The sequence below is a fragment of the Breoghania sp. JC706 genome, from assembly GCF_037026715.1.
Taxonomy (GTDB): domain Bacteria; phylum Pseudomonadota; class Alphaproteobacteria; order Rhizobiales; family Stappiaceae; genus Breoghania.
Map to the genome: position 1 here is coordinate 254,857 of NZ_JBANCG010000008.1, position 18,433 is coordinate 273,289.

Annotated in this window: 16 protein-coding genes; 11 read left to right on the plus strand and 5 right to left on the minus strand. The window is 67.0% G+C overall.

Features of this window, described 5'->3' with window-relative positions; all coding sequences use genetic code 11:
* Positions 1-23: 23 nt before the first annotated feature.
* Positions 24-644 carry a methionine biosynthesis protein MetW gene (gene metW, locus V2L18_RS18005; protein ID WP_336179683.1) on the minus strand — a complete coding sequence of 207 codons (621 nt, stop codon included), beginning with the start codon at positions 642-644 and terminating at the stop codon, positions 24-26.
* Complete coding sequence (locus tag V2L18_RS18010; RefSeq protein WP_336179684.1) at positions 644-1,876, minus strand: homoserine O-acetyltransferase; 1,233 nt, start codon at positions 1,874-1,876, stop codon at positions 644-646. Before V2L18_RS18010 ends, metW begins: the two co-directional genes overlap by 1 nt.
* A gap of 489 nt (positions 1,877-2,365) precedes the next feature.
* On the opposite strand from V2L18_RS18010, the gene V2L18_RS18015 reads away from it, so the two are divergent.
* From V2L18_RS18015 to V2L18_RS18050, 8 genes are all read left to right on the plus strand, one after another.
* Positions 2,366-3,259, plus strand: a complete 894-nt coding sequence (locus tag V2L18_RS18015) for a chorismate mutase (protein ID WP_336179685.1) — start codon at positions 2,366-2,368, stop codon at positions 3,257-3,259.
* 102 nt (positions 3,260-3,361) lie between these two features.
* Positions 3,362-4,516, plus strand: coding sequence for a histidinol-phosphate transaminase (gene hisC, locus V2L18_RS18020; RefSeq protein WP_336179686.1), 1,155 nt, complete (start codon positions 3,362-3,364; stop codon positions 4,514-4,516).
* Positions 4,517-4,878: 362 nt separating this feature from the next.
* On the plus strand, positions 4,879-5,805 hold the full coding sequence (locus V2L18_RS18025; RefSeq protein ID WP_336179687.1) for a prephenate/arogenate dehydrogenase family protein: 927 nt from the start codon (positions 4,879-4,881) through the stop codon (positions 5,803-5,805).
* 148 nt (positions 5,806-5,953) lie between these two features.
* Positions 5,954-6,508 (plus strand): isochorismatase family protein, encoded by a 555-nt coding sequence (locus tag V2L18_RS18030; RefSeq protein ID WP_336179688.1) that lies wholly within the window; start codon positions 5,954-5,956, stop codon positions 6,506-6,508.
* A 15-nt stretch (positions 6,509-6,523) separates the two neighbouring features.
* Entirely contained in the window at positions 6,524-7,651 is a 1,128-nt protein-coding gene (locus V2L18_RS18035; RefSeq protein ID WP_336179689.1) for an AbrB family transcriptional regulator, read from the plus strand.
* Positions 7,652-7,791: 140 nt separating this feature from the next.
* Positions 7,792-8,766 (plus strand): endonuclease/exonuclease/phosphatase family protein, encoded by a 975-nt coding sequence (locus V2L18_RS18040; RefSeq protein WP_336179690.1) that lies wholly within the window; start codon positions 7,792-7,794, stop codon positions 8,764-8,766.
* Positions 8,767-9,073: 307 nt separating this feature from the next.
* Positions 9,074-10,747 carry a SulP family inorganic anion transporter gene (locus V2L18_RS18045; RefSeq protein WP_336179691.1) on the plus strand — a complete coding sequence of 558 codons (1,674 nt, stop codon included), beginning with the start codon at positions 9,074-9,076 and terminating at the stop codon, positions 10,745-10,747.
* A 403-nt stretch (positions 10,748-11,150) separates the two neighbouring features.
* Entirely contained in the window at positions 11,151-11,747 is a 597-nt protein-coding gene (locus V2L18_RS18050; RefSeq protein ID WP_336179692.1) for a L,D-transpeptidase, read from the plus strand.
* 151 nt (positions 11,748-11,898) lie between these two features.
* Here the strand turns inward: V2L18_RS18050 and V2L18_RS18055 are convergent, their stop codons facing one another.
* The 3 genes from V2L18_RS18055 to V2L18_RS18065 form a co-directional block, all read right to left on the minus strand.
* Positions 11,899-12,756 carry a DMT family transporter gene (locus V2L18_RS18055; protein WP_336179693.1) on the minus strand — a complete coding sequence of 286 codons (858 nt, stop codon included), beginning with the start codon at positions 12,754-12,756 and terminating at the stop codon, positions 11,899-11,901.
* A gap of 78 nt (positions 12,757-12,834) precedes the next feature.
* Positions 12,835-13,854, minus strand: a complete 1,020-nt coding sequence (locus V2L18_RS18060) for a hypothetical protein (protein WP_336179694.1) — start codon at positions 13,852-13,854, stop codon at positions 12,835-12,837.
* An 82-nt stretch (positions 13,855-13,936) separates the two neighbouring features.
* Positions 13,937-14,458: a thioesterase family protein gene (locus tag V2L18_RS18065; RefSeq protein WP_336179695.1), complete on the minus strand. Its 522-nt coding sequence runs from the start codon at positions 14,456-14,458 to the stop codon at positions 13,937-13,939.
* A 194-nt stretch (positions 14,459-14,652) separates the two neighbouring features.
* On the opposite strand from V2L18_RS18065, the gene V2L18_RS18070 reads away from it, so the two are divergent.
* From V2L18_RS18070 to V2L18_RS18080, 3 genes are all read left to right on the plus strand, one after another.
* Positions 14,653-15,237 (plus strand): TetR family transcriptional regulator, encoded by a 585-nt coding sequence (locus V2L18_RS18070; RefSeq protein WP_336179696.1) that lies wholly within the window; start codon positions 14,653-14,655, stop codon positions 15,235-15,237.
* A gap of 80 nt (positions 15,238-15,317) precedes the next feature.
* Positions 15,318-15,968 carry a LysE family transporter gene (locus V2L18_RS18075; RefSeq protein ID WP_336179697.1) on the plus strand — a complete coding sequence of 217 codons (651 nt, stop codon included), beginning with the start codon at positions 15,318-15,320 and terminating at the stop codon, positions 15,966-15,968.
* Positions 15,969-16,365: 397 nt separating this feature from the next.
* Positions 16,366-18,408 (plus strand): 4Fe-4S dicluster domain-containing protein, encoded by a 2,043-nt coding sequence (locus V2L18_RS18080; RefSeq protein ID WP_336179698.1) that lies wholly within the window; start codon positions 16,366-16,368, stop codon positions 18,406-18,408.
* Positions 18,409-18,433 lie beyond the last annotated feature (25 nt).

Here is an 18,433-nt window from a genome sequence, read left to right on the forward strand (position 1 = left end):
CCCCCTCGCACCACGCCACCACGTTACTTCTTCAACAGAAACACCGCCTGCTCGCCCAACAGGTTCCACAGCCACCACGGTGCCTGGATGGGGATGCGCTGGCCGATGCCGTTGAGCGCCACTGCCTTCTCCACCGTGCAGCCCAGTTCCTTGGTCAGCTCCACGAAATCGCGGATCGTGCAGAAGTGGATGTTCGGCGTGTCGTACCAGGAATGGGGCAGATAGTCCGTCACCGGCATCCGACCGCGGAACAGGAGGTGCAGCCGGTTCTGCCAGTAGCCGAAATTCGGGATCGACACGATCACGTGCGTCCCGATCCTGAGAAGGTGGCTCATCACCGCCTTGGGGTCCCAGGTGGCCTGCAGCGTCTGGCTCAGCACCACGTAATCGAAGGCGCCGTCGGGATAGGCGGCAAGGTCCTCGTCGGCATCGCCCTGGATCACCGACAGGCCGCGCGCCACGCAGGAATTCACGCCGAGCTGCGAAATCTCGATCCCGCGCGCATCCGCGCCCTTGCTCGTGGCCAGAACCTGCAGCAGCTCGCCGTCGCCGCAGCCCACGTCAAGCACGCGGGAATTCGGCGCCACCAGTTCCGCGATCACCTTGTAGTCGATGCGGGTTTCGGTCATCGGGGCATCGGACATCAGGAATGCTCCTCCCCGTTATCGGCGGGCATCTCGTCGGCAAGCGCCGGCGGCAGGATGCCGCGCGAGAGCGCCGCGCCGGTCAGGAAGCCGCGCACCATGGTGAAGAGCTCCGGCTCGTTCAGAAGAAAGGCGTCGTGGCCGCGCGGGCTGTCGATCTCCACGAAGGAGACGTTGCCGGCCGCCGCGTTGAGCGCATGCACCACCGCCCGGCTTTCGGAGGTCGGAAACAGCCAGTCGCTCGTCACCGAGGCGATGCAGAAGCGCGTGTTCGAGCCCTTGAAGGCATGCGCCAGCACCCCGCCGTAATCCGCCGCCAGATCGAAATAGTCCATCGCGCGCGTGACATAGAGATAGGAATTGGCGTCGAAGCGGTCGACGAAGCTCATGCCCTGGTGGCGCAGGTAGCTCTCGATCTGGAAATCGGCATCGAAGCCGAAGGTGACGTGTTCGCGGTCCTGCAGGGAGCGGCCGAACTTCCTGTGCAGCGACACGTCCGACATGTAGGTGACATGCGCCGCCATGCGCGCCACCGCCAACCCCTTGGACGGGCGGGTGCCGCGTTCCAGATACTTGCCCTCGCACCAGTCCGGATCGGCCATCACCGCCTGGCGGCCGACCTCGTGAAAGGCGATGTTCTGCGAGGAATGGCGCGCGCCGGCGCACAGCACCGCGGCGGAGAACAGCCGGTCGGGATAGCTCGCCGCCCATTGCAGCACCTGCATGCCGCCCATCGAGCCGCCGACGACGGCGAACAGCTTGTCGATGCCCAGCTCGTCGATCAGCATCGCCTGCGAGCGCACCATGTCGCGGATCGTCACCAGCGGCATGTCGAGCGCCCAGGGCTTGCCTGTCTCGGGATTGGTGGAGGCGGGCCCCGTGGTGCCCATGCAGCCGCCCAGCACGTTGGCACACACGATGAAGAAGCGGTCGGTATCGATCGGCCGGCCGGGGCCGACCATCATCGACCACCAGCCGGGCTTGCCGGTCAGCGGGTTGGTGGAGGCGACGTACTGGTCGCCCGTCAGCGCATGGCAGACGAGGATGGCGTTGGACCTGTCCTCGTTCAGCGTGCCGTAGGTCTGGTAGGCGATCTGCCAGGGGGCGAGGTCGACGCCGGCGTCGAGCCGCAGCGGCTTGTCCTTGCCGAAACGGATGACCGGGCTCGACGGCTCATCCGCCTCGCGCAGCCGTGCCGCGTCGGTCAGGGCGTCGCCGTCTTGCGATGTCATTTCGTGTCCGGATCCCGCGCTGAGAATGGGTCAGAGGGAACGCCCCTTCTGACAGGAAAGACGGTCGCCTAGGTAGGATGGTGCGCGGCGGACTGTCAATACGATAGGCCGTGAAAGCGGGGGGGGCCGGCAGGAGAGCAGGCATCGCGCGAGCCGCACTGAGATCTTTCGATTGTCATCCCCGCGCAGGCGGGGATCCAGCAACCACAGGCTCAGGCATGGGAAATAAAACCGCCCTCCGGGAGTGCTGGATTCCCGCCTGCGCGGGAATGACAAGGAGGCGAGAACCACTCGCCGCCCACTCCGTCAGCCCCTCTCCCGCCTCCGCGCCCCCTCCCTCACGCCACGCCCCGTGCCACCGTTTTCCTTTTGATTTCGCCGCGTGCCTTGCCTATGAAAGAGCGATCAACCTCGCGCAAGCAGCGCGCCGGAGCGCGAGCGCGCGCCGGCAAAACATCGCAACCCTCTACACATCGACCGGAACGCTCCATGCCCACCTCGTCGCCCGCAGCGCCGACCTCCGAGACCGACAGGCTCGCCGACCTCCGCTCCCGCATCGACCAGATCGACGAGCGGATCCACGGCCTGCTGATCGAGCGCTCGACCATCATCGACGCGCTGGTGGAGGCGAAGGGCACGCAGACTTCCGGGGGCACGCAGACCTCCGGTGCCGCCGCCCCGTCGGGCGCCGCCTTCCGCCCCTTGCGCGAGGCCGACATGATGCGCCGGCTGGTGGAGCGGCACGAGGGCTCGCTGCCGATGATCACGGTGGAACACATCTGGCGGGAGATCATCTCCACCTTCACGCGGCTTCAGGCGGACTATGTCGTCCACCTCGACGGCAGCGCCGACGCGATCGACATGCGCGACGCGGCGCGCTTCTATTTCGGCTTCACGCTCGACCTCGTCACCGAGGAGGACCCGGACGCGGTCGTGGCAGCGGTCGCGGAGTCCACCACCGATCTCGGCGTGATCGCGCTCACCCGCGCCGCCGATACGCCGTGGTGGCGCGCGCTCGGCGGAGACGGCCCGCACATTCTGGCCCGCCTGCCCTTTCTGTTGGAGACCGGCCGGCCGGCGGACATGCCCGCGCTGGTGCTCTCCCCGCCCGTCTCCGAGCCGGGCGATCCCGACATCCGCGTCTACTCGACAAACTGGTCCGGCAAGCGGCCCGACGGCGCGCTGGCGGAGGCCGGCATCGAGATCCTCGCGCGACATATGAACGAGGGCACCGATGCGCTGATCGCGGTGCCCGGGGACATGACGCGCGATGCCGTCGCCGCCCTTCTGGAGCGCGCCGGTGCCGAGCCCGGTCCCTTGCGCGAGGTCGGCGGCTATGCGGCCGCGATCGATCTCGACGACAGCGACGACGACGATTTCTGAGACCGATACCGTGACATCGGCCCGGCGGATGCGGCCATCAGGGGCCCGGCCGACCGGCGCCCGGCCCGCGACAGGCGGCGCCATCGGGAGCGAGACGTTGAAATGACGAATATCGATACCGTTTCTGACCAGGCAGATCTGGCCGGCCAGGCCGAACAGGAGGAGATCCTCCGCCCCACCCCGCGTGCGGGCGTCCTCGACATCGCCGCCTATGTGCCCGGCAAGCACAAGGGCACGGGCACGGGCAGGACCATCAAGCTCTCCTCCAACGAGACCCCGCTTGGCGCGAGCCCGAACGCGATCGCGGCCTATACCCGCGAGGCCGGCCACCTGGAGCTCTATCCCGACGGCACGGCCACCGCGCTTCGCGAGACGCTCGGCCGCATTCACGGGATCGATCCCGACCGCATCGTCTGCGGCGCCGGCTCCGACGAGATCCTGAACATGCTGGCGCGCGCCTATCTCGCCGACGGCGACGAGGCGATCTATCCCGAGCACGGCTTTCTGGTCTACCCGATCGCCATCAAGGCCTGCGGAGCGACGCCGGTCGTCGTGCCGGAAAAGAACCTTACCGTGGATGTCGACGCCATCCTCGCGGCGGTCACCGAGCGCACGAAGCTCGTCTTCCTCGCCAACCCGAGCAACCCGACCGGCACCTACCTGCCGTTCGACGAGATCCGCCGCCTGCATGCCGGTCTTCCGGGCAACGTGGTGCTGGTGCTCGATGCGGCCTATGCCGAATATTGCCGCCGCAACGACTACGCCGCCGGCATCGAGCTGGTGAGCGCGAGCGAGAACGTCGTGATGACGCGCACCTTCTCCAAGGTCTACGGCCTTGCCGCGCTGCGCATCGGCTGGTGCTATGGCCCCGAAGGCATCATCGACGTCATGAACCGCATCCGCGGACCGTTCAACGTCTCCGCCGCGGCTATCGCCGCCGGCGTCGCGGCCGCCGAGGACCGCGGCTTCCTCGACAGGGCGCTCGACCACAACGAGACGTGGCTGCCCTGGGTGACGAAGGAGATGGAGGCGCTCGGGCTGACGGTGACGCCGAGCGTGTGCAACTTCGTCCTGATCCACTTTCCCGACGTGCCTGGCAAGCGGGCGGCGGATGCGGATGCCTTCCTGCTGGAGCGCGGCCTGGTGCTGCGCCGGGTCGACAATTACGGTCTGCCGAACGCGCTGCGCATGACCATCGGCACCGAAGAGGCCAACCACGCAGTGATCGACGCGCTGAAGGAATTCTTCGCCGGCTGAGGCTCTCAGAAGTATTGATGAGCGGCTTCGCCGCGCTTGTTGCGCTGGATTCCGGGTCTGGCCATGCGGCTTCGCCGCAGACCGCCCGGAATGAGGACGTATTTGGTTGGCTTGAAGCCCAACACACCCTCCCTCATCCCGGACAAGCGAGGCGAAGCCGAGCGCCGATCCGGGATCCAGCGCATCAGCGTGGCCGAAGGCCACACCATTTCCCTTTCCGGCTCCCTTTCTGGCTCCCTTTCCTGCCCCTTCCCTGGCCCTCACTCCACAACTTGCCCTAGCCACGGCGCGCCATGCCGGGTAAGAGCCTCATCGCGCCTGCAATAGGGCAGGCATTTTCACCAACACGAACGAATGGACCAATGAAACCGCCCTTCAAACGCCTTACCCTGATCGGCATCGGCCTGATCGGTTCCTCGATTGCCCTGGCGGCGCGCCGCAAGGAGCTGGCGGAGGAGATCGTCATCTCCACGCGCTCCCAGACGACGCTCGACCGCGCCCGCGAGCTGGGGCTCGGCGACCGATATTATCTCGATGCGGCAGAGGCGGTGGAAGGTGCGGATCTGGTCATCCTGTGCGTGCCGGTCGGCGCGTGCGGCCCGGTCGCCAAGTGGATCGCCCCGGCGCTTGCCCCCGGCGCCATCGTCTCCGACGTCGGCTCCGTCAAGGAGGCGGTCGTCAAGTCGATGTCGCCGCACATCCCCGAAGGCGTGCATTTCGTGCCGGCCCACCCGATCGCCGGCACCGAGCATTCCGGCCCGGACGCTGGCTTTGCGGAGCTGTTCGAGAACCGCTGGTGCCTCATCACGCCGGTGAAAGGCAGCGACGCCGACGCCATCGCACGCCTTGCCGCGTTCTGGACGGCGCTCGGCTCAAACGTGGAAGAAATGGACCCGGTGCGCCATGACCGGGTGCTTGCCATCACCTCGCACCTGCCCCACCTCATCGCCTACAATCTGGTGGGGACCGCCCACGATCTGGAAACGGTGACGCAGTCGGAGGTGATCAAGTTCTCCGCCGGCGGCTTCCGCGATTCCACGCGTCTCGCCGCCTCCGACCCGACCATGTGGCGCGACGTCTTCCTCAACAACAAGGACGCGGTGCTGGAAATGCTCGGCCGCTTCTCCGAGGAACTCGCCGCCCTCCAGCGCGCCGTGCGCTGGGGCGATGGCGAGGCGCTCTACAAGGCGTTCGAGCGCACGCGCTATATCCGGCGCAACATCATCGAGGCCGGCCAGGAAACCCCTGCGCCCGACTTCGGCCGCCACGTCAAGGAACCGGGCGAGTAGCGCCCGGTTGCGGTTTGCGGCGTTCGCCGGCCCCCTGGTCGGCGAACGCCGCCGAACCGCGCCGCTGTGGGGGGAGGCGACGCAGGGGCCGGCGGGGCGCAAGCCTGCCGCACCATGTTCGACACTGACGAAACGAGAGGTTCCCTCCATGCCCTTCACCACCCTCGACAACAAGACCGCCCTCGTCCTTATCGACCTCCAGAAGGGTATCGTCGCCCTGCCGACCGTTCATCCGGCGGCCGGCATCGTCGCGAAATCGGTGCAGCTTGCCGACGCCTTCCGCAAGGCCGGCCGTCCGGTGGTCTTCGTCAATGTCGCCGGCGGCGCGCCGGGCCGCACCGAACAGGCCATGCCCGGCGGCGAGCGCCCGGCAGACTGGGCCGATCTCGTTCCGGACCTCGACCGCAAGCCGGACGAGCCACTCTTCACCAAGAAGAGCTGGGGCGCGTTTGCGACGACCGGCATCGAGGCCTGGCTGAAGCAGCAGGGCATCACCCACATTGTGCTGGCCGGCATCGCCACCTCCATCGGCGTGGAATCGACCGCGCGACAGGCTTATGAGGCCGGCTTCAACGTGTCGCTCGTCACCGATGCCATGAGCGACATGAAGGCCGATGCGCACGAGAATTCGCTGAAGAACATCTTCCCGCGCCTGGGCGAGACCGGCACCACGGACGCGATGCTCGCGCTTCTCGGCGCCTAGACTATGGACCACGCCATGGAGAGCGAAACGCCGCGGGACGTCAGGCCGGACACGCAAATCTCCGCCGATCCGGTCGGCTTTCGCCCGCCGCCGCCGCGCAACGGTTCGCCGCTGCGCTGGGCGGGCCTCGCCGCGCTGTCGTTCGTCCTCGTCGCTCTTCTGGAACTGACCGGGCTTCCCGCCGCCATCCTGCTCGGCGCCATGGTGGCCGGCATCGTCGCCGCGCTGACGAACGGCGGCATGTACGTGCCGCGCCTGCCCTATCTGGTGGCGCAGGCGCTGATCGGCTGCATGATCGCCCGCACCCTGGAACTTCCGGTGCTGCAGGAGATCGCGCGCGACTGGCCGGTCTTCGCCGGGGGCGTGCTCTCCGTCATCCTCGCCTCCGCATTGCTCGGCTGGTCGCTCGCACGGCTGAAAGTCCTGCCCGGCTCCACCGCCATCTGGGGCTCCTCGCCGGGTGCCGCGCAGGTGATGACCTTCATGTCGGAGGAATTCGGCGCCGACATGCGCCTCGTCGCCTTTATGCAGTTCACCCGCGTCATCATCGTCGCCGGGCTTGCCGCCGCAGTCGCCCGTATCTGGGCCGACACCAGCGGCGCCGGCGCGCCCGTGCCGTGGTTCGAAGCACCCGACTGGGCGAACCTCGCGGCCACACTTGCCGTCGTCGCGGTCTGCCTCGTGCTGCACCGGCTCCTGAAGGTGCCCGCGCTCGCCTTCGTGCTGCCGATGATCGCCTGCGCGGTACTGCAGGATCTCGGCCTTTTGACCATCGAGCTGCCGCCGCTGCTGCTGGCCGTTGCCTATGTCGCCATCGGCTGGGGCATCGGCCTGCGCTTCGACAAGCAGGTGCTCCGCCACGCGGCGCGCGCCACGCCGCGCATCCTCCTCTCCATCTTCATGCTGGTGGCGGTGTGCTGCGGGCTTGCCGGCCTGCTGGTGATCTTTGCCGACGTCGATCCGCTCACCGCCTATCTCGCCATGAGCCCCGGCGGTGCCGACACGGTGGCCATCATCGCCGCCTCGCCGAATGTTTCGGTCGACGTGCCCTTCGTCATGGCGATGCAGATCGCCCGTTTCCTGCTGATCGTGGCGACCGGCCCGGCGCTCGCCAGGTTCGTGTCGCGGCGGATGGGGGAATAGCCCCGGGAAACGCCACGACCGCCGCGCCCTCCCTCGCATTATGAAACGACCGTTTCCTTGACGGGCTTTTCCCGAAAGAAATACCATCGGCAAGCGTTGTTTTTTTTCATTTGCCATGCAGTTTTTCTTCGGGGGTCTTCATGCAGATCAAGGTCGGAACCTTCAATCTCAACAATCTGTTCTCGCGATTCAACTTTGCCGGCGCAATTGACCGGCCGCCTTCCGTCTCCGACGGCGGCATCACGCTGACCTTCGACGAGAACTCGGTGCAGGTGCGCACCTTCATGGGCCGTCTCGTCAAGGAGAAGGACCCCGAGGACACGGTGACGATCGCCCGGCGGATCGTGGAGGCGTTGGACGTGGACGTGCTCGGCGTGCAGGAGGTGGAGCACCGCGAGATCCTCAGGCAGTTCAACCGCGACTATCTCGGCGGCGCCTATGACGAGATCGCCCTGATCGAGGGCAACGACCCGCGCCTCATCGATGTCGGCCTGCTCTCGCGGCTGCCGGTCGGCGCCATCACCTCCTACCAGACAGCCACCCACCCCGCAGAACCGGGAAAGCGCGTCTTCGGCCGCGATCTGGTGCGCATCGAGATCCTCGGGCCGGACCACGAGCCTCTGCTTGCGGTCTACAACACCCACATGAAGAGCCATTACGTGCCCTTTCACATGGATCCGGTGGCCGGTGCCGCGGAGGCGAACGAGCGCCGTCGCCGGCAGGCAGAGGCGATCGGCGCGATCATCGCCGCGACCGAGGGCCCCGACAGCCGCTTCGTGCTGCTCGGCGACATGAACGATCCGCCGGCCTCGCCCTTCCTCGCGCCGATGCTCGCCTTTGCCGGCGGCACGCTCGTCAACGGGCTCACCGAGGCGCAGGAGACACGCCCCGCCAAGCCGGAGACGCCCGGCCAGGGACCCGGGCCGGCGAGCGTCAACTGGACCCACCGCTTCAACCCGCCGGGGCCCGAGTTTCCGCAATATGAGCAATACGACCAGATCTGGCTGAGCCCGGCGCTGGCGCCGCATCTCGCCGGAGCCTTCATCGACCGCCGCACCCGCCACGGCGGCGACGGCAGCGACCACGACCCGGCCTGGGTGGTGCTGGATCTTTGAGGGAAGACGCGCCCTTTCCCTTTCCCTTCGCCCTCGTCCCGCCCTCTCCTCCGTCATCACCCGGCTTCGTCCGGGTGATCCAGCACTCACCGCGCATTCCCTGGCCCGCAATGGATTGCCCGGACGAAGCCGGGCAATGACGGTGGAGAGACGGACCGCCGTCGCTATCGCGCCCTTGCCGGGAGAGCGCGCACGCGGCGAGGCATGCCGCCGTCACCGCCCCCTCGCGCGGTCCGCCCAAGGTTGTCCTTGACCGCCGCCCTCGCGCGGGTGCAAGAGGGACATCCCTTCACCGAGACCTGCCAGAATGCCGCACCGCCAGACGCCTGCGTGGCACCTATTCGTGCCCAAACTCATCACCGTGCTTCGCGAGGGCTACTCGTTCGGCCATTTCCGCGCCGACGTGACCGCCGGGCTGACCGTCGCCATCGTCGCGCTGCCGCTCGCCATGGCGCTGGCCATCGCGTCGGGCGCCACGCCCGACAAGGGGCTGATCACCTCCGTCATCGCCGGTTTCCTGATCTCCGCGCTCGGCGGCTCGCGCTTCCAGATCGGCGGACCGACCGGCGCATTCGTCGTGGTCGTCTACAACGTCATCGCCCAGCACGGTTATGACGGGCTGGTGCTGGCCACCGCCATGGCCGGGCTCTTTCTGGTCGCCGCCGGGGTCTTCCGCCTCGGCACCTTCGTCAAGTACATCCCCGAGCCCGTCGTCACCGGCTTCACCGCCGGCATCGCCGTCATCATCTTCTCAAGCCAGATCAAGGACCTGTTCGGCCTTTCGATGGAAAGCGTGCCGGCCGAGTTCGTGGCCAAGTGGGAGGCCTTCTGGGCCGCGCGCGACACGCTCTCGCCCGACAACATGATCATCGCCTTCGGCGCGCTGGCGCTGATCATCGTCATCCGCCGTCTGCGCCCGAGATGGCCGGCCTTCCTCATCGCCGTCACCGTCGCCTCGCTCGCCGCCTCCGCGCTGTCGCTGCCGGTCGATACCATCGGCTCGCGCTTCGGCGCCCTGCCGCGTTCGTTGCCCTTGCCGGAAATGCCCGCCGTCTCGCTCGCCCGGCTCACCGAGCTGCTGCCCTCCGCGCTCACCATCGCGTTTCTGGCCGGCGTGGAAAGCCTGCTGTCGGCCGTCGTCGCCGACGGCATGACCGGCCGGCACCACCGCTCCAACTGCGAACTGGTCGCCCAGGGCGTCGCCAACATGGGCTCGGCGCTGTTCGGCGGGCTGCCAGCGACGGGTGCCATCGCGCGCACGGCCACCAACATCCGCACTGGCGCGCGCTCGCCCGTCTCCGGCATGCTTCACGCAGTCTTCGTGCTGGCCTTCATGCTGTTTCTCGCGCCGCTTGCCGAATTCATCCCTCTGGCGAGCCTCGCTGCCGTCCTCGTCATCGTGGCGTGGAACATGAGCGAGCTCGACAAGATGCGCCAGCTCCTGCGTGCGCCCTTCGACGAGCGCATCATCCTTCTCGTCACGCTGGGGCTGACGGTGCTGGTCGACCTCACCGTCGCCATCGAGGTCGGCGTCGTCATGGCGGCTATGGCCTTCATGCACCGCATGTCGCAAGCGGTCGCCGTCAAGCTCGGCGTATCGGCGATCGAGGAGGAGGTCGACGATTTCGCAGATCCGCTTCCCGCCAACGACCAGCGTCAGGCGCTGCCGGAGGGGGTGGAGGTCTTCCAGCTGCGCGGGCCGCTGTTCTTCGGCGCCGCCTCGCGGCTCGGCGAGGTTCTGGAGCGCGCAGGCCCCACGCCGCCGGTGTTCATCCTGCGCATGCGCGAGGTGCCGCTCATCGATGCCACCGGCGTCGGCGCGCTCACCCATTTCGTGGAACGTTGTGCTGCGCGCGGCACCCGCGTCATCGTCACCGGCATCCAGGAGCAGCCGCTGGCGATCCTGAACCAGATGGGCCTCGCCCGCCGGCTGGAATTCGCCGAGAACTTCGAGGTGGCCAAGGCCCTCGTCACCGCCTGACCGGCAGGGCACTCTCGCGGAAATTGACATGTGTCTACATGACAACATCGCCCGCGATTTGCCCAATTCGACCACATTGTGACCGCAATCACGGCTTGTCCGGCGGCTTCTTCTTTAACAAGATCGAAACCGAACCAGCCTTACCGTCGCAATCCGTTGTGTCGAGTTGGTGCGGACATCGGTCCGCGCGCCGCAGGGCCCGTTGCAAGGTGGCGGAGCGGGGCGCGACCGGTGCGGCCGGCAGGCTTGTTCGGGAGGACCCGTCGCGGGGGCTTTGCCTGCGCGACCGCTCTCGGGCGCAATGGTTCCGGCAGTGTAAGGCATGAATTCCGGTCGCACGGAAGGCGCGAGGCGCCGTCGGCCGCGGCAGGGCGAATATGGGCGATTTTCAAAGGGGAATGGGATGCGCAAGCTTCTCACGATAGCGGCGGCCCTGACGGTCGGCGGCATGATGGCGGCCTCCTCGGCCGCCGCATATACGAAGGTCTTCGATCCGGCGACGCGGACATGGATGAAGATCGGACCGGGCGCGCACAGCGGCAAGTCGCCGATCGACAAGAAGGTCGTCGCCTATGACGGCGGCCAGGCGCCGGGCACGGTGATCATCGACACCGGCGAGCGCCGGCTCTACTACGTGATGCCGGGCGGCCGCGCCATGAAGTACGGCATCGGCGTCGGCCGTGAAGGCTTCCAGTGGGCGGGCACCAAGCACATCTCCCGCAAGGCGGAATGGCCGGGCTGGACGCCGCCGCCGCAGATGGTCGCGCGTGAGCGGCGCAAGGGGCGCCACCTGCCGGCCTATATGGAAGGCGGTCCGAACAACCCGCTCGGCGCGCGCGCCATGTATCTCGGCTCCTCGCTCTACCGCATTCACGGCTCCAACGAGCCCTGGACCATCGGTCAGGCGGTCTCGTCGGGCTGCATCCGCATGGCCAACGAGGACGTCATCGACCTTTACGACCGCGTCGACGTCGGCGCCAAGGTCATCGTCAAGCGCTGAACGCGCCGCATTCGGTTTTGAAAGCCGCGGGCCCCGACCGGAGCCCGCGGCTTTTTCGTTTTCGCGGCCAGCAGGTCGTTGAGGCGGGAACACTCGCCGCCCGCCGTCGCGCCGGGCGGTTTCGCGATGAGAACAGGCTGAAGAAAACGCTCTAGACGCGTCTGCGCGCACCCGCCAGCAAGGTGACGATCATGCCCGTGGAGACGACAGCGATGCTGACGATCGCAAACGCGCTCGGCACCTCGCCCAGCAGCACGGCGGCCCAGACCGTCGCGAACCCCGGTACCAGTGCCGCGAAGGTGGATCCGGCGATCGCGCCCAGTGCGCGGACCGCGGTGGAATAGAAGAACAGCGCCCCGACGGAGACCAGAATGCCCTGATAGATCGCCTGGGTGGCGATCACGTCGAGCGGAACGTGGACGATCGCCGTTCCCTTCAGCCAGAGATAGACTGGCCACAGGCACACCGCCGACCAGAAGGAGACGAGCGCGGTCGCCTTCATCGCGGAGATTCCGGTCTCCTTAGTGGTGACCGTGAAGCCCGCCCACAAGAGCGCGCCCAGCAGAAACAGCAGGTAGGCGCCGAGCGGGCTCGCGCCGTCCTCCAGCAGGCTCGTCGCCCCCATCATGGTGACGCCGACGACGATGACCGCCACGCCCGCAAGCACGGCGCGGGGCGGCAGTCTGCGGTAGAGCAGCGAGACGAGCAGCGTCGACAGCCCCACCATCATCGGCGGCGTCACGGCAGCGAAGAGCCGGACCGGCGCCGAACTCAGACCTTGCGCGATCGTGAGGATGTAGGGAACGCCGATTCCCGCCACCATCAGCACGACCGCCCCCACCGGGCGGAAGCCGAAGCCGTGCTTCATCAGATACGGCAAGGTGACGAGGGCGGCGACGGTGAAGCGGATGAAGGCGACATCCCAGGCATCGAGGCTCTGGCTGGTCACCCCCAGACGGGTGACGACCGGGAACCCGCCCCAGATAAGCGCCGCGCACAATCCGCTCAACACGCCCATCGTGACGGGTGAAGCCCCCCTGAAGGGGAGCTTCGAGGCCGCATGCTTTGCGGGTGCCGCCCTCACGCCTCAGTGACCGATCCGCACCGAGGCGGACCGTCCTTTCCTGAGATAGGCGTATTCCAGATCGTTGAGCAGCATCTGCGCCCGGTTGAGATGGCGCGAGGCGTAGCTGATGGAGGTGATGAAATGGGCCATTTCCTCCGTGTCGGCCGTCACATCCGCGCCGATGCCGGCCTTGGTGAGGTCGAGCTGGGGGCGTTCGGCGATGGCGTTGAGATAGGTGTCGTCGATGACGCGGAAGGCGGCCCCAACCGAAAGGCCCTTGCCGTTCAGCACCTTGTGCCATTCGAACGGCGGGTTGATGAGCACGTCTCCCGGCTCCAGGTACACCGTATCGGCGTTGAACTCGCCCGCAGGCGCCTCGCGACCACTGGAGGTGGGAAACATCAGGTCGTAGTCGCGATACTGATCGCCGATCGCGGGCGGGCGGGTGCTCCACTTCTTGATGCCGGCGATCATGACGAAGACGTTCATGGTCGGGAACATGTGCCAGTCGCTGCCCACCGCGCCGGTGCCCGGCTCGCCGAATTCCTCCGTGGAGTAGCCCAGGAACATGTGACCGGAGGTGCGCCAACCCTCGACCTGCAGCCACGGTGTCGAGAAGATCTCGGAATGCACCAGCCGGAAGAGGTCCTTGCCCCACGGATAGGGATCGCTGTAGCCCGACGAGATGGTGCCGAGATGGGAGTAGGTGTCCGCATTCTCGTTGAAGATGTCGTCCAGGAACTCGCTCGCGGGACCGACGCGCCCCGTCACGTAGTTGTAGTCGGACGAGCCGTCCTTGCCGCGCATGGAGACACTGCCGGTCCCGCTACGCTTGCGCCACTGCACCTCCAGGGAGGTCGGCACCCGCTCGAAGAAATCGCGCTTCGTGAACCGGTCGTCGACGGGCACGAGCCCGCGCAGCAGCGCCGGCTTGGAGAAATTGTCGGTGTAGGCCACCGCCTTCTCCATTGTCAGAACCCCTTCGTGGTCCTGCTCGGAGATGATATTGGCAAATTTGTTTTTGAGAATATCGTGAAACATGGCGCACTCGTTCCTTTCGTATGAAGTCTTCAAAGGATGAACGGAACAAAACGTTCCGTCTCTTGAGCGTGCCTCCGGAAATCTAATTATGATATTGTTTCAGATATGCTTTCATTTCCTCTGAAAGAGGCTTTCCCTTTTCGGTCACATCGTCCACCTGCACGATCACGGTTCGCCCGTTGGCGGCATGGGTGCCGTCCTGCAGGATCCGCTGAAACAGTTCGATCGAGCTCTTGCCGATCCGCGTCACGCTCGTTTCGATGGTGACCGTGCCCGGCCAGAACAGCGGGCTCAGATATTCCAGCGAAAGGGTCGCGATGACGAAGGACGCGCCCGTGCAATGCCGGCGCGCCTCCGCCGCATAGAGGATTTCGACGCGCCCGGTTTCCAGAAACGTGGAGAAGACGGCGTTGTTGACATGGCCCTGCCGGTCGGTATCGCCGTAACGGATCTTGTCGGTGGTGACGTAGCACTTGCGGCGGCCTTCGCCCGCGGCCTGCTCCTTTTCGCGATCAGGCCCGCGTTCTGGCTCACGCCCCTTCGGGTCCTCGGCTGCCTCCGGGCGGGCGGCATCCACAGTCAGACCGTCGGCTCCTTCCGCCATCACACCACTCTTTCCCGACAGGTCTTTCCGTCTTTGCCGAAAGATCTTTCCAGACCGCGCCCTTCACGAACGCCGCAAAACCGTCATTTTCCGGCCATTCGCCGGATGAAATCCGCTAAACAATCGCCTATCTTTGACAAGGGTATCAAACTTGATATTGCCGTCAAGGCAAAACTTCCGCTGGGAGAGGACGCATGGTCGGGGTTCGGCAATTCGACGAGACGCGCGTCATCCGGGAGGCGTTGCGCCTGTTTTCCGAGCGCGGCCTGTCCGGCACCACGATGGGGGATCTGGCGCAGGCAAGTGGCGTCTTGCGCGGCTCGCTCTACAACGCCTACGGCGGCAAGGACGAGATCTTCATCCTCGCCTTCGAGAGCTACACCCGCGAGGTGCTCACCCGCTTTCGCGAGGCGCTGGACCGGCCGACATTGCGCGAGGCGCTTCAGGGCGCCTTCACCGCCGCCATCCGCTCCATTCGCGGCAACGCGGAGCGGCGCGGCTGCCTGACCACCCGCATGGCGCTGGAGGATCATGCGCATCAAGAGCGCATCCGCGCCGGGCTGGAACATCTGCTCGGCGAACTGGAGACGATGCTGGCGCAGGCGCTTGAGCCGCTGTGCGCGGCCGGCGACAACCGGATGCCAGCGCCGGTCATGGCGAGGCTGATCGTCACCTTCACCCGCGGCCTCGCGGTCATCGACCGGATCTACGACGACGGGGCCCGGCTGAGGGGCGATGCCGATGCCTTGCTTGGACTGATGTGTCCGCAAGAGGCGTGAGGGGCCAGCCCCCTCTCTCCGACTTCCCTTCCGTGACGCGGGCCTCTAGAGTGCCGGGGAACCTCTTGCCGGAAACGCCCATGCACCCCTATCTGATCGAACTCGCCTCGCTGATGGCGGTCTTTTCCTTCGCCATCGTGGCGCCGGGCGCCGATACCGCCATGGTCATGCGTCAGGCGGTGCTGCACGGACGCCGCGCCGCCATCCTGACGAGCTTCGGCATCGGCACGTCGCTGCTGTTCCACGTCAGCTACACCATCCTTGGGCTGGGGCTGATCATTTCCAAGTCGATCCTGCTCTTCAACGTGATCAAGTGGGCCGGCGTCGCCTATCTCGTCTATATCGGCATCCAGTCGCTCCGCGCCGGACCGACGGTGATCTCCGTCGATTCTGGCGAGGGGGCCGGCGAGAGGACGAAGCGCGCACCGCAGGGCGCCGGCAAGGCCTTCCTGCTGGGGTTCCTCGCCAATGCGCTCAACCCCAAGCCGGTGTTCTTCTTCCTGTCGATCTTCTCCACGCTGATCAGCCACGAGACGCCCGCCCTCATCAAGGCCGGCTACGGCCTCGTGATGGCGAGCTGCCTGATCGCGTGGTTCGTCGGCGTCTCCTACTTCCTCACCGTGCCGCGCATGCGGGCGGGCTTCGAGCGCGCCGGCAAGTGGATCAACCGCGCCAGCGGCGCCATCTTCATCGGCTTCGGCCTGAAGCTCGCCGCCGAAAAGGCCGGCTGAACGCGCCGCCGGCGTTACGGCCCTCCCCCGCGACATCGCCCGGCAGCGCGGGCGTGGGCTCCGACGGGAAACGGCCTAATTTTCCGCTCACGTCACCTCGCCTTCGGTGTCATTCCCGCGAAGGCGGGAATCCAGCATTCCAGAGGCCGCGCGGTCCAGCCCCACAACCCTATCCCGTGGTTGCTGGATCCCCGCCTGCGCGGGGATGACACCCAAGGGGGGGAAGAGAAGTCCTGGAACCGAGTTCTCCCACCACGCGCAGCCTCCACTCCACGCCCACCCTTCGGCTGGCAACTGCGGCACTCTTGCCCCATACTCGCCGCAACACAAAGAACTGACCGGATGCGCCCAAGCATCGGCACCCAGCAAAGCGCAAGGCGCCGTGGAGGAAGACGCGATGAAGGTTCGGGGCCGCAAAGTCCTCATCTGCAACTGCGAAGAAACGATGGATCTCGATGCCCGCCGGCTGGCCGGCGAAAACGGCGAGACGCCGACGATCCACCGTCATCTCTGCCGCGCCGGCATCGCCGCCTTCGAAAAGTCGCTGGAAGGCGGCGAACCGATCCTTGTCGCCTGCACGCAGGAGGCACCGCTGTTTTCCGAGATCGCTGAGGACGCCCAGGCCAGCGACCGCGTCGCCTTCGTCAATATCCGCGAGCGCGCCGGCTGGACGAGCCGGGGCCAAGACCCGCACGCCAAGATTTCCGCTCTGCTTGAAGAAGCCTTGCTGGAGCCGGAGCCCGCCGGGCTGATGACGATCGAAAGCTCCGGCCTGTGCCTCGTCCATGGCGCAGGCCAGCAGGCGCTGGAGGCCGCGCGCATGCTGGCCGGCCGGCTTTCCGTCAGCCTGCTCCTGAGCGATGCGTCCGATATCGTGCTGCCGTCGGTGATGGACGTCGCCGTCTATTCGGGCCGCATCCGGGCGATCTCCGGCTCGCTCGGCCGCTTCGACGTCACCGTCGATGGCTATGCGCCAATCCTGCCGTCCGCCCGGCGCGAGCCGCAATTCACGATGGCGCGCGACGGGGCGCGGGCGGAGTGCGCCGTCATCGTCGATCTTTCCGGCAACCCGCCGCCGCTGACGGGCTGGCAGAAACGCGACGGCTATTTCCGCGCCGATCCGAAAGACCCCGCCGCCGTCGCCCGCATGCTGTTTGAGGCCGCCGAGATGATCGGCAGTTTCGAAAAGCCGCTCTACGTCTCCTATGACGCAAGCATCTGCGCGCATTCGCGGTCTGGCCGTTCGGGTTGCAACACATGCCTCGATGTCTGCCCGGCCGGCGCGATCGCGGATGCGGGCGACATGGTCGCCTACGATCACAGCATCTGCGCGGGCTGCGGGGCCTGCGCCGCCGCCTGCCCGACCGGCGCCGTCTCCTACGCCTATCCGCGAAGGCGCGATCTCCTCGCCCGCTTCCAGACGCTGCTCCACCATTACACCCGCGCCGGCGGACGCCATCCCGTGCTGCTGCTGCACGACGAGGCCCATGGCGGCGAGATGATCGCGGCGATGGCGCGGTTAGGCCGGGGCCTGCCGGCCAACGTGCTGCCGGTGGCGCTCCATTCGGTCTTCCAGACCGGACACGAGACGATCCTGGCGGCGATTGCGACCGGCGCGGAGCACGTCGTCTGGCTCTCCGATCCGCGCAAGGCGGACGAACTGCCGCCGCTTCAAGCCGAACTCGCGCTGACCGGGGCGCTGCTGGCGGGCCTCGGCCACGAGGCGGTGGGCCGGTTCCACATTCTCGACGAGGCCGATCCGGATGCGGTGGAGGCCGCGCTTTACGCGCTGCGGGCGCGTGAGACCCAGGAGCCCCGGCGGCTGGAGGCGGTCGGCGGCAAGCGCGACGTGGCGCGGACCGTCATCGCCGCCCTTGAGGCCACCGGCGAGGCGCCGGCACAGGTCATAGCCCTTCCCCCCGGCGCGCCCTATGGGCGGATCGCCATCGCGGCCGATGGCTGCACCTTGTGCCTTTCCTGCGTCGGCGCCTGCCCGATGGGCGCGCTTGCCGACAATCCCGACCGCCCGCAGGTGCGCTTCACGGAAGCCGCCTGCGTGCAGTGCGGCCTGTGCGCCGACACCTGCCCGGAAAAGGTCATCACGCTGGAGCCGCGCTACGACCTACGGCCTGAGGCCATGAGCCCGCGCGTCCTGCACGAGGAAGAGCCGGCCACCTGCATCTCCTGCGGCAAGCCGTTCGGCACGCAATCGACCATCAACCGCATCGCCGAAAAGCTCTCCGGCAACCACTGGATGTACCGCTCCGCCGGCCAGACCGACCTGATCCGCATGTGCGACGACTGCCGCATCTCCGCCCAATGGGCGATGCCCGACAGCCCCATGCGGATGGGCGAACGCCCCCGCCCGCGTACCACCGCGGAATACATCGAGGCGGACAGGGCCGGCCTGTCGATCGAGGATTTCCTGAAGCGGAACTGAGCCTCCCGCGTTACGCCGGGCGTGT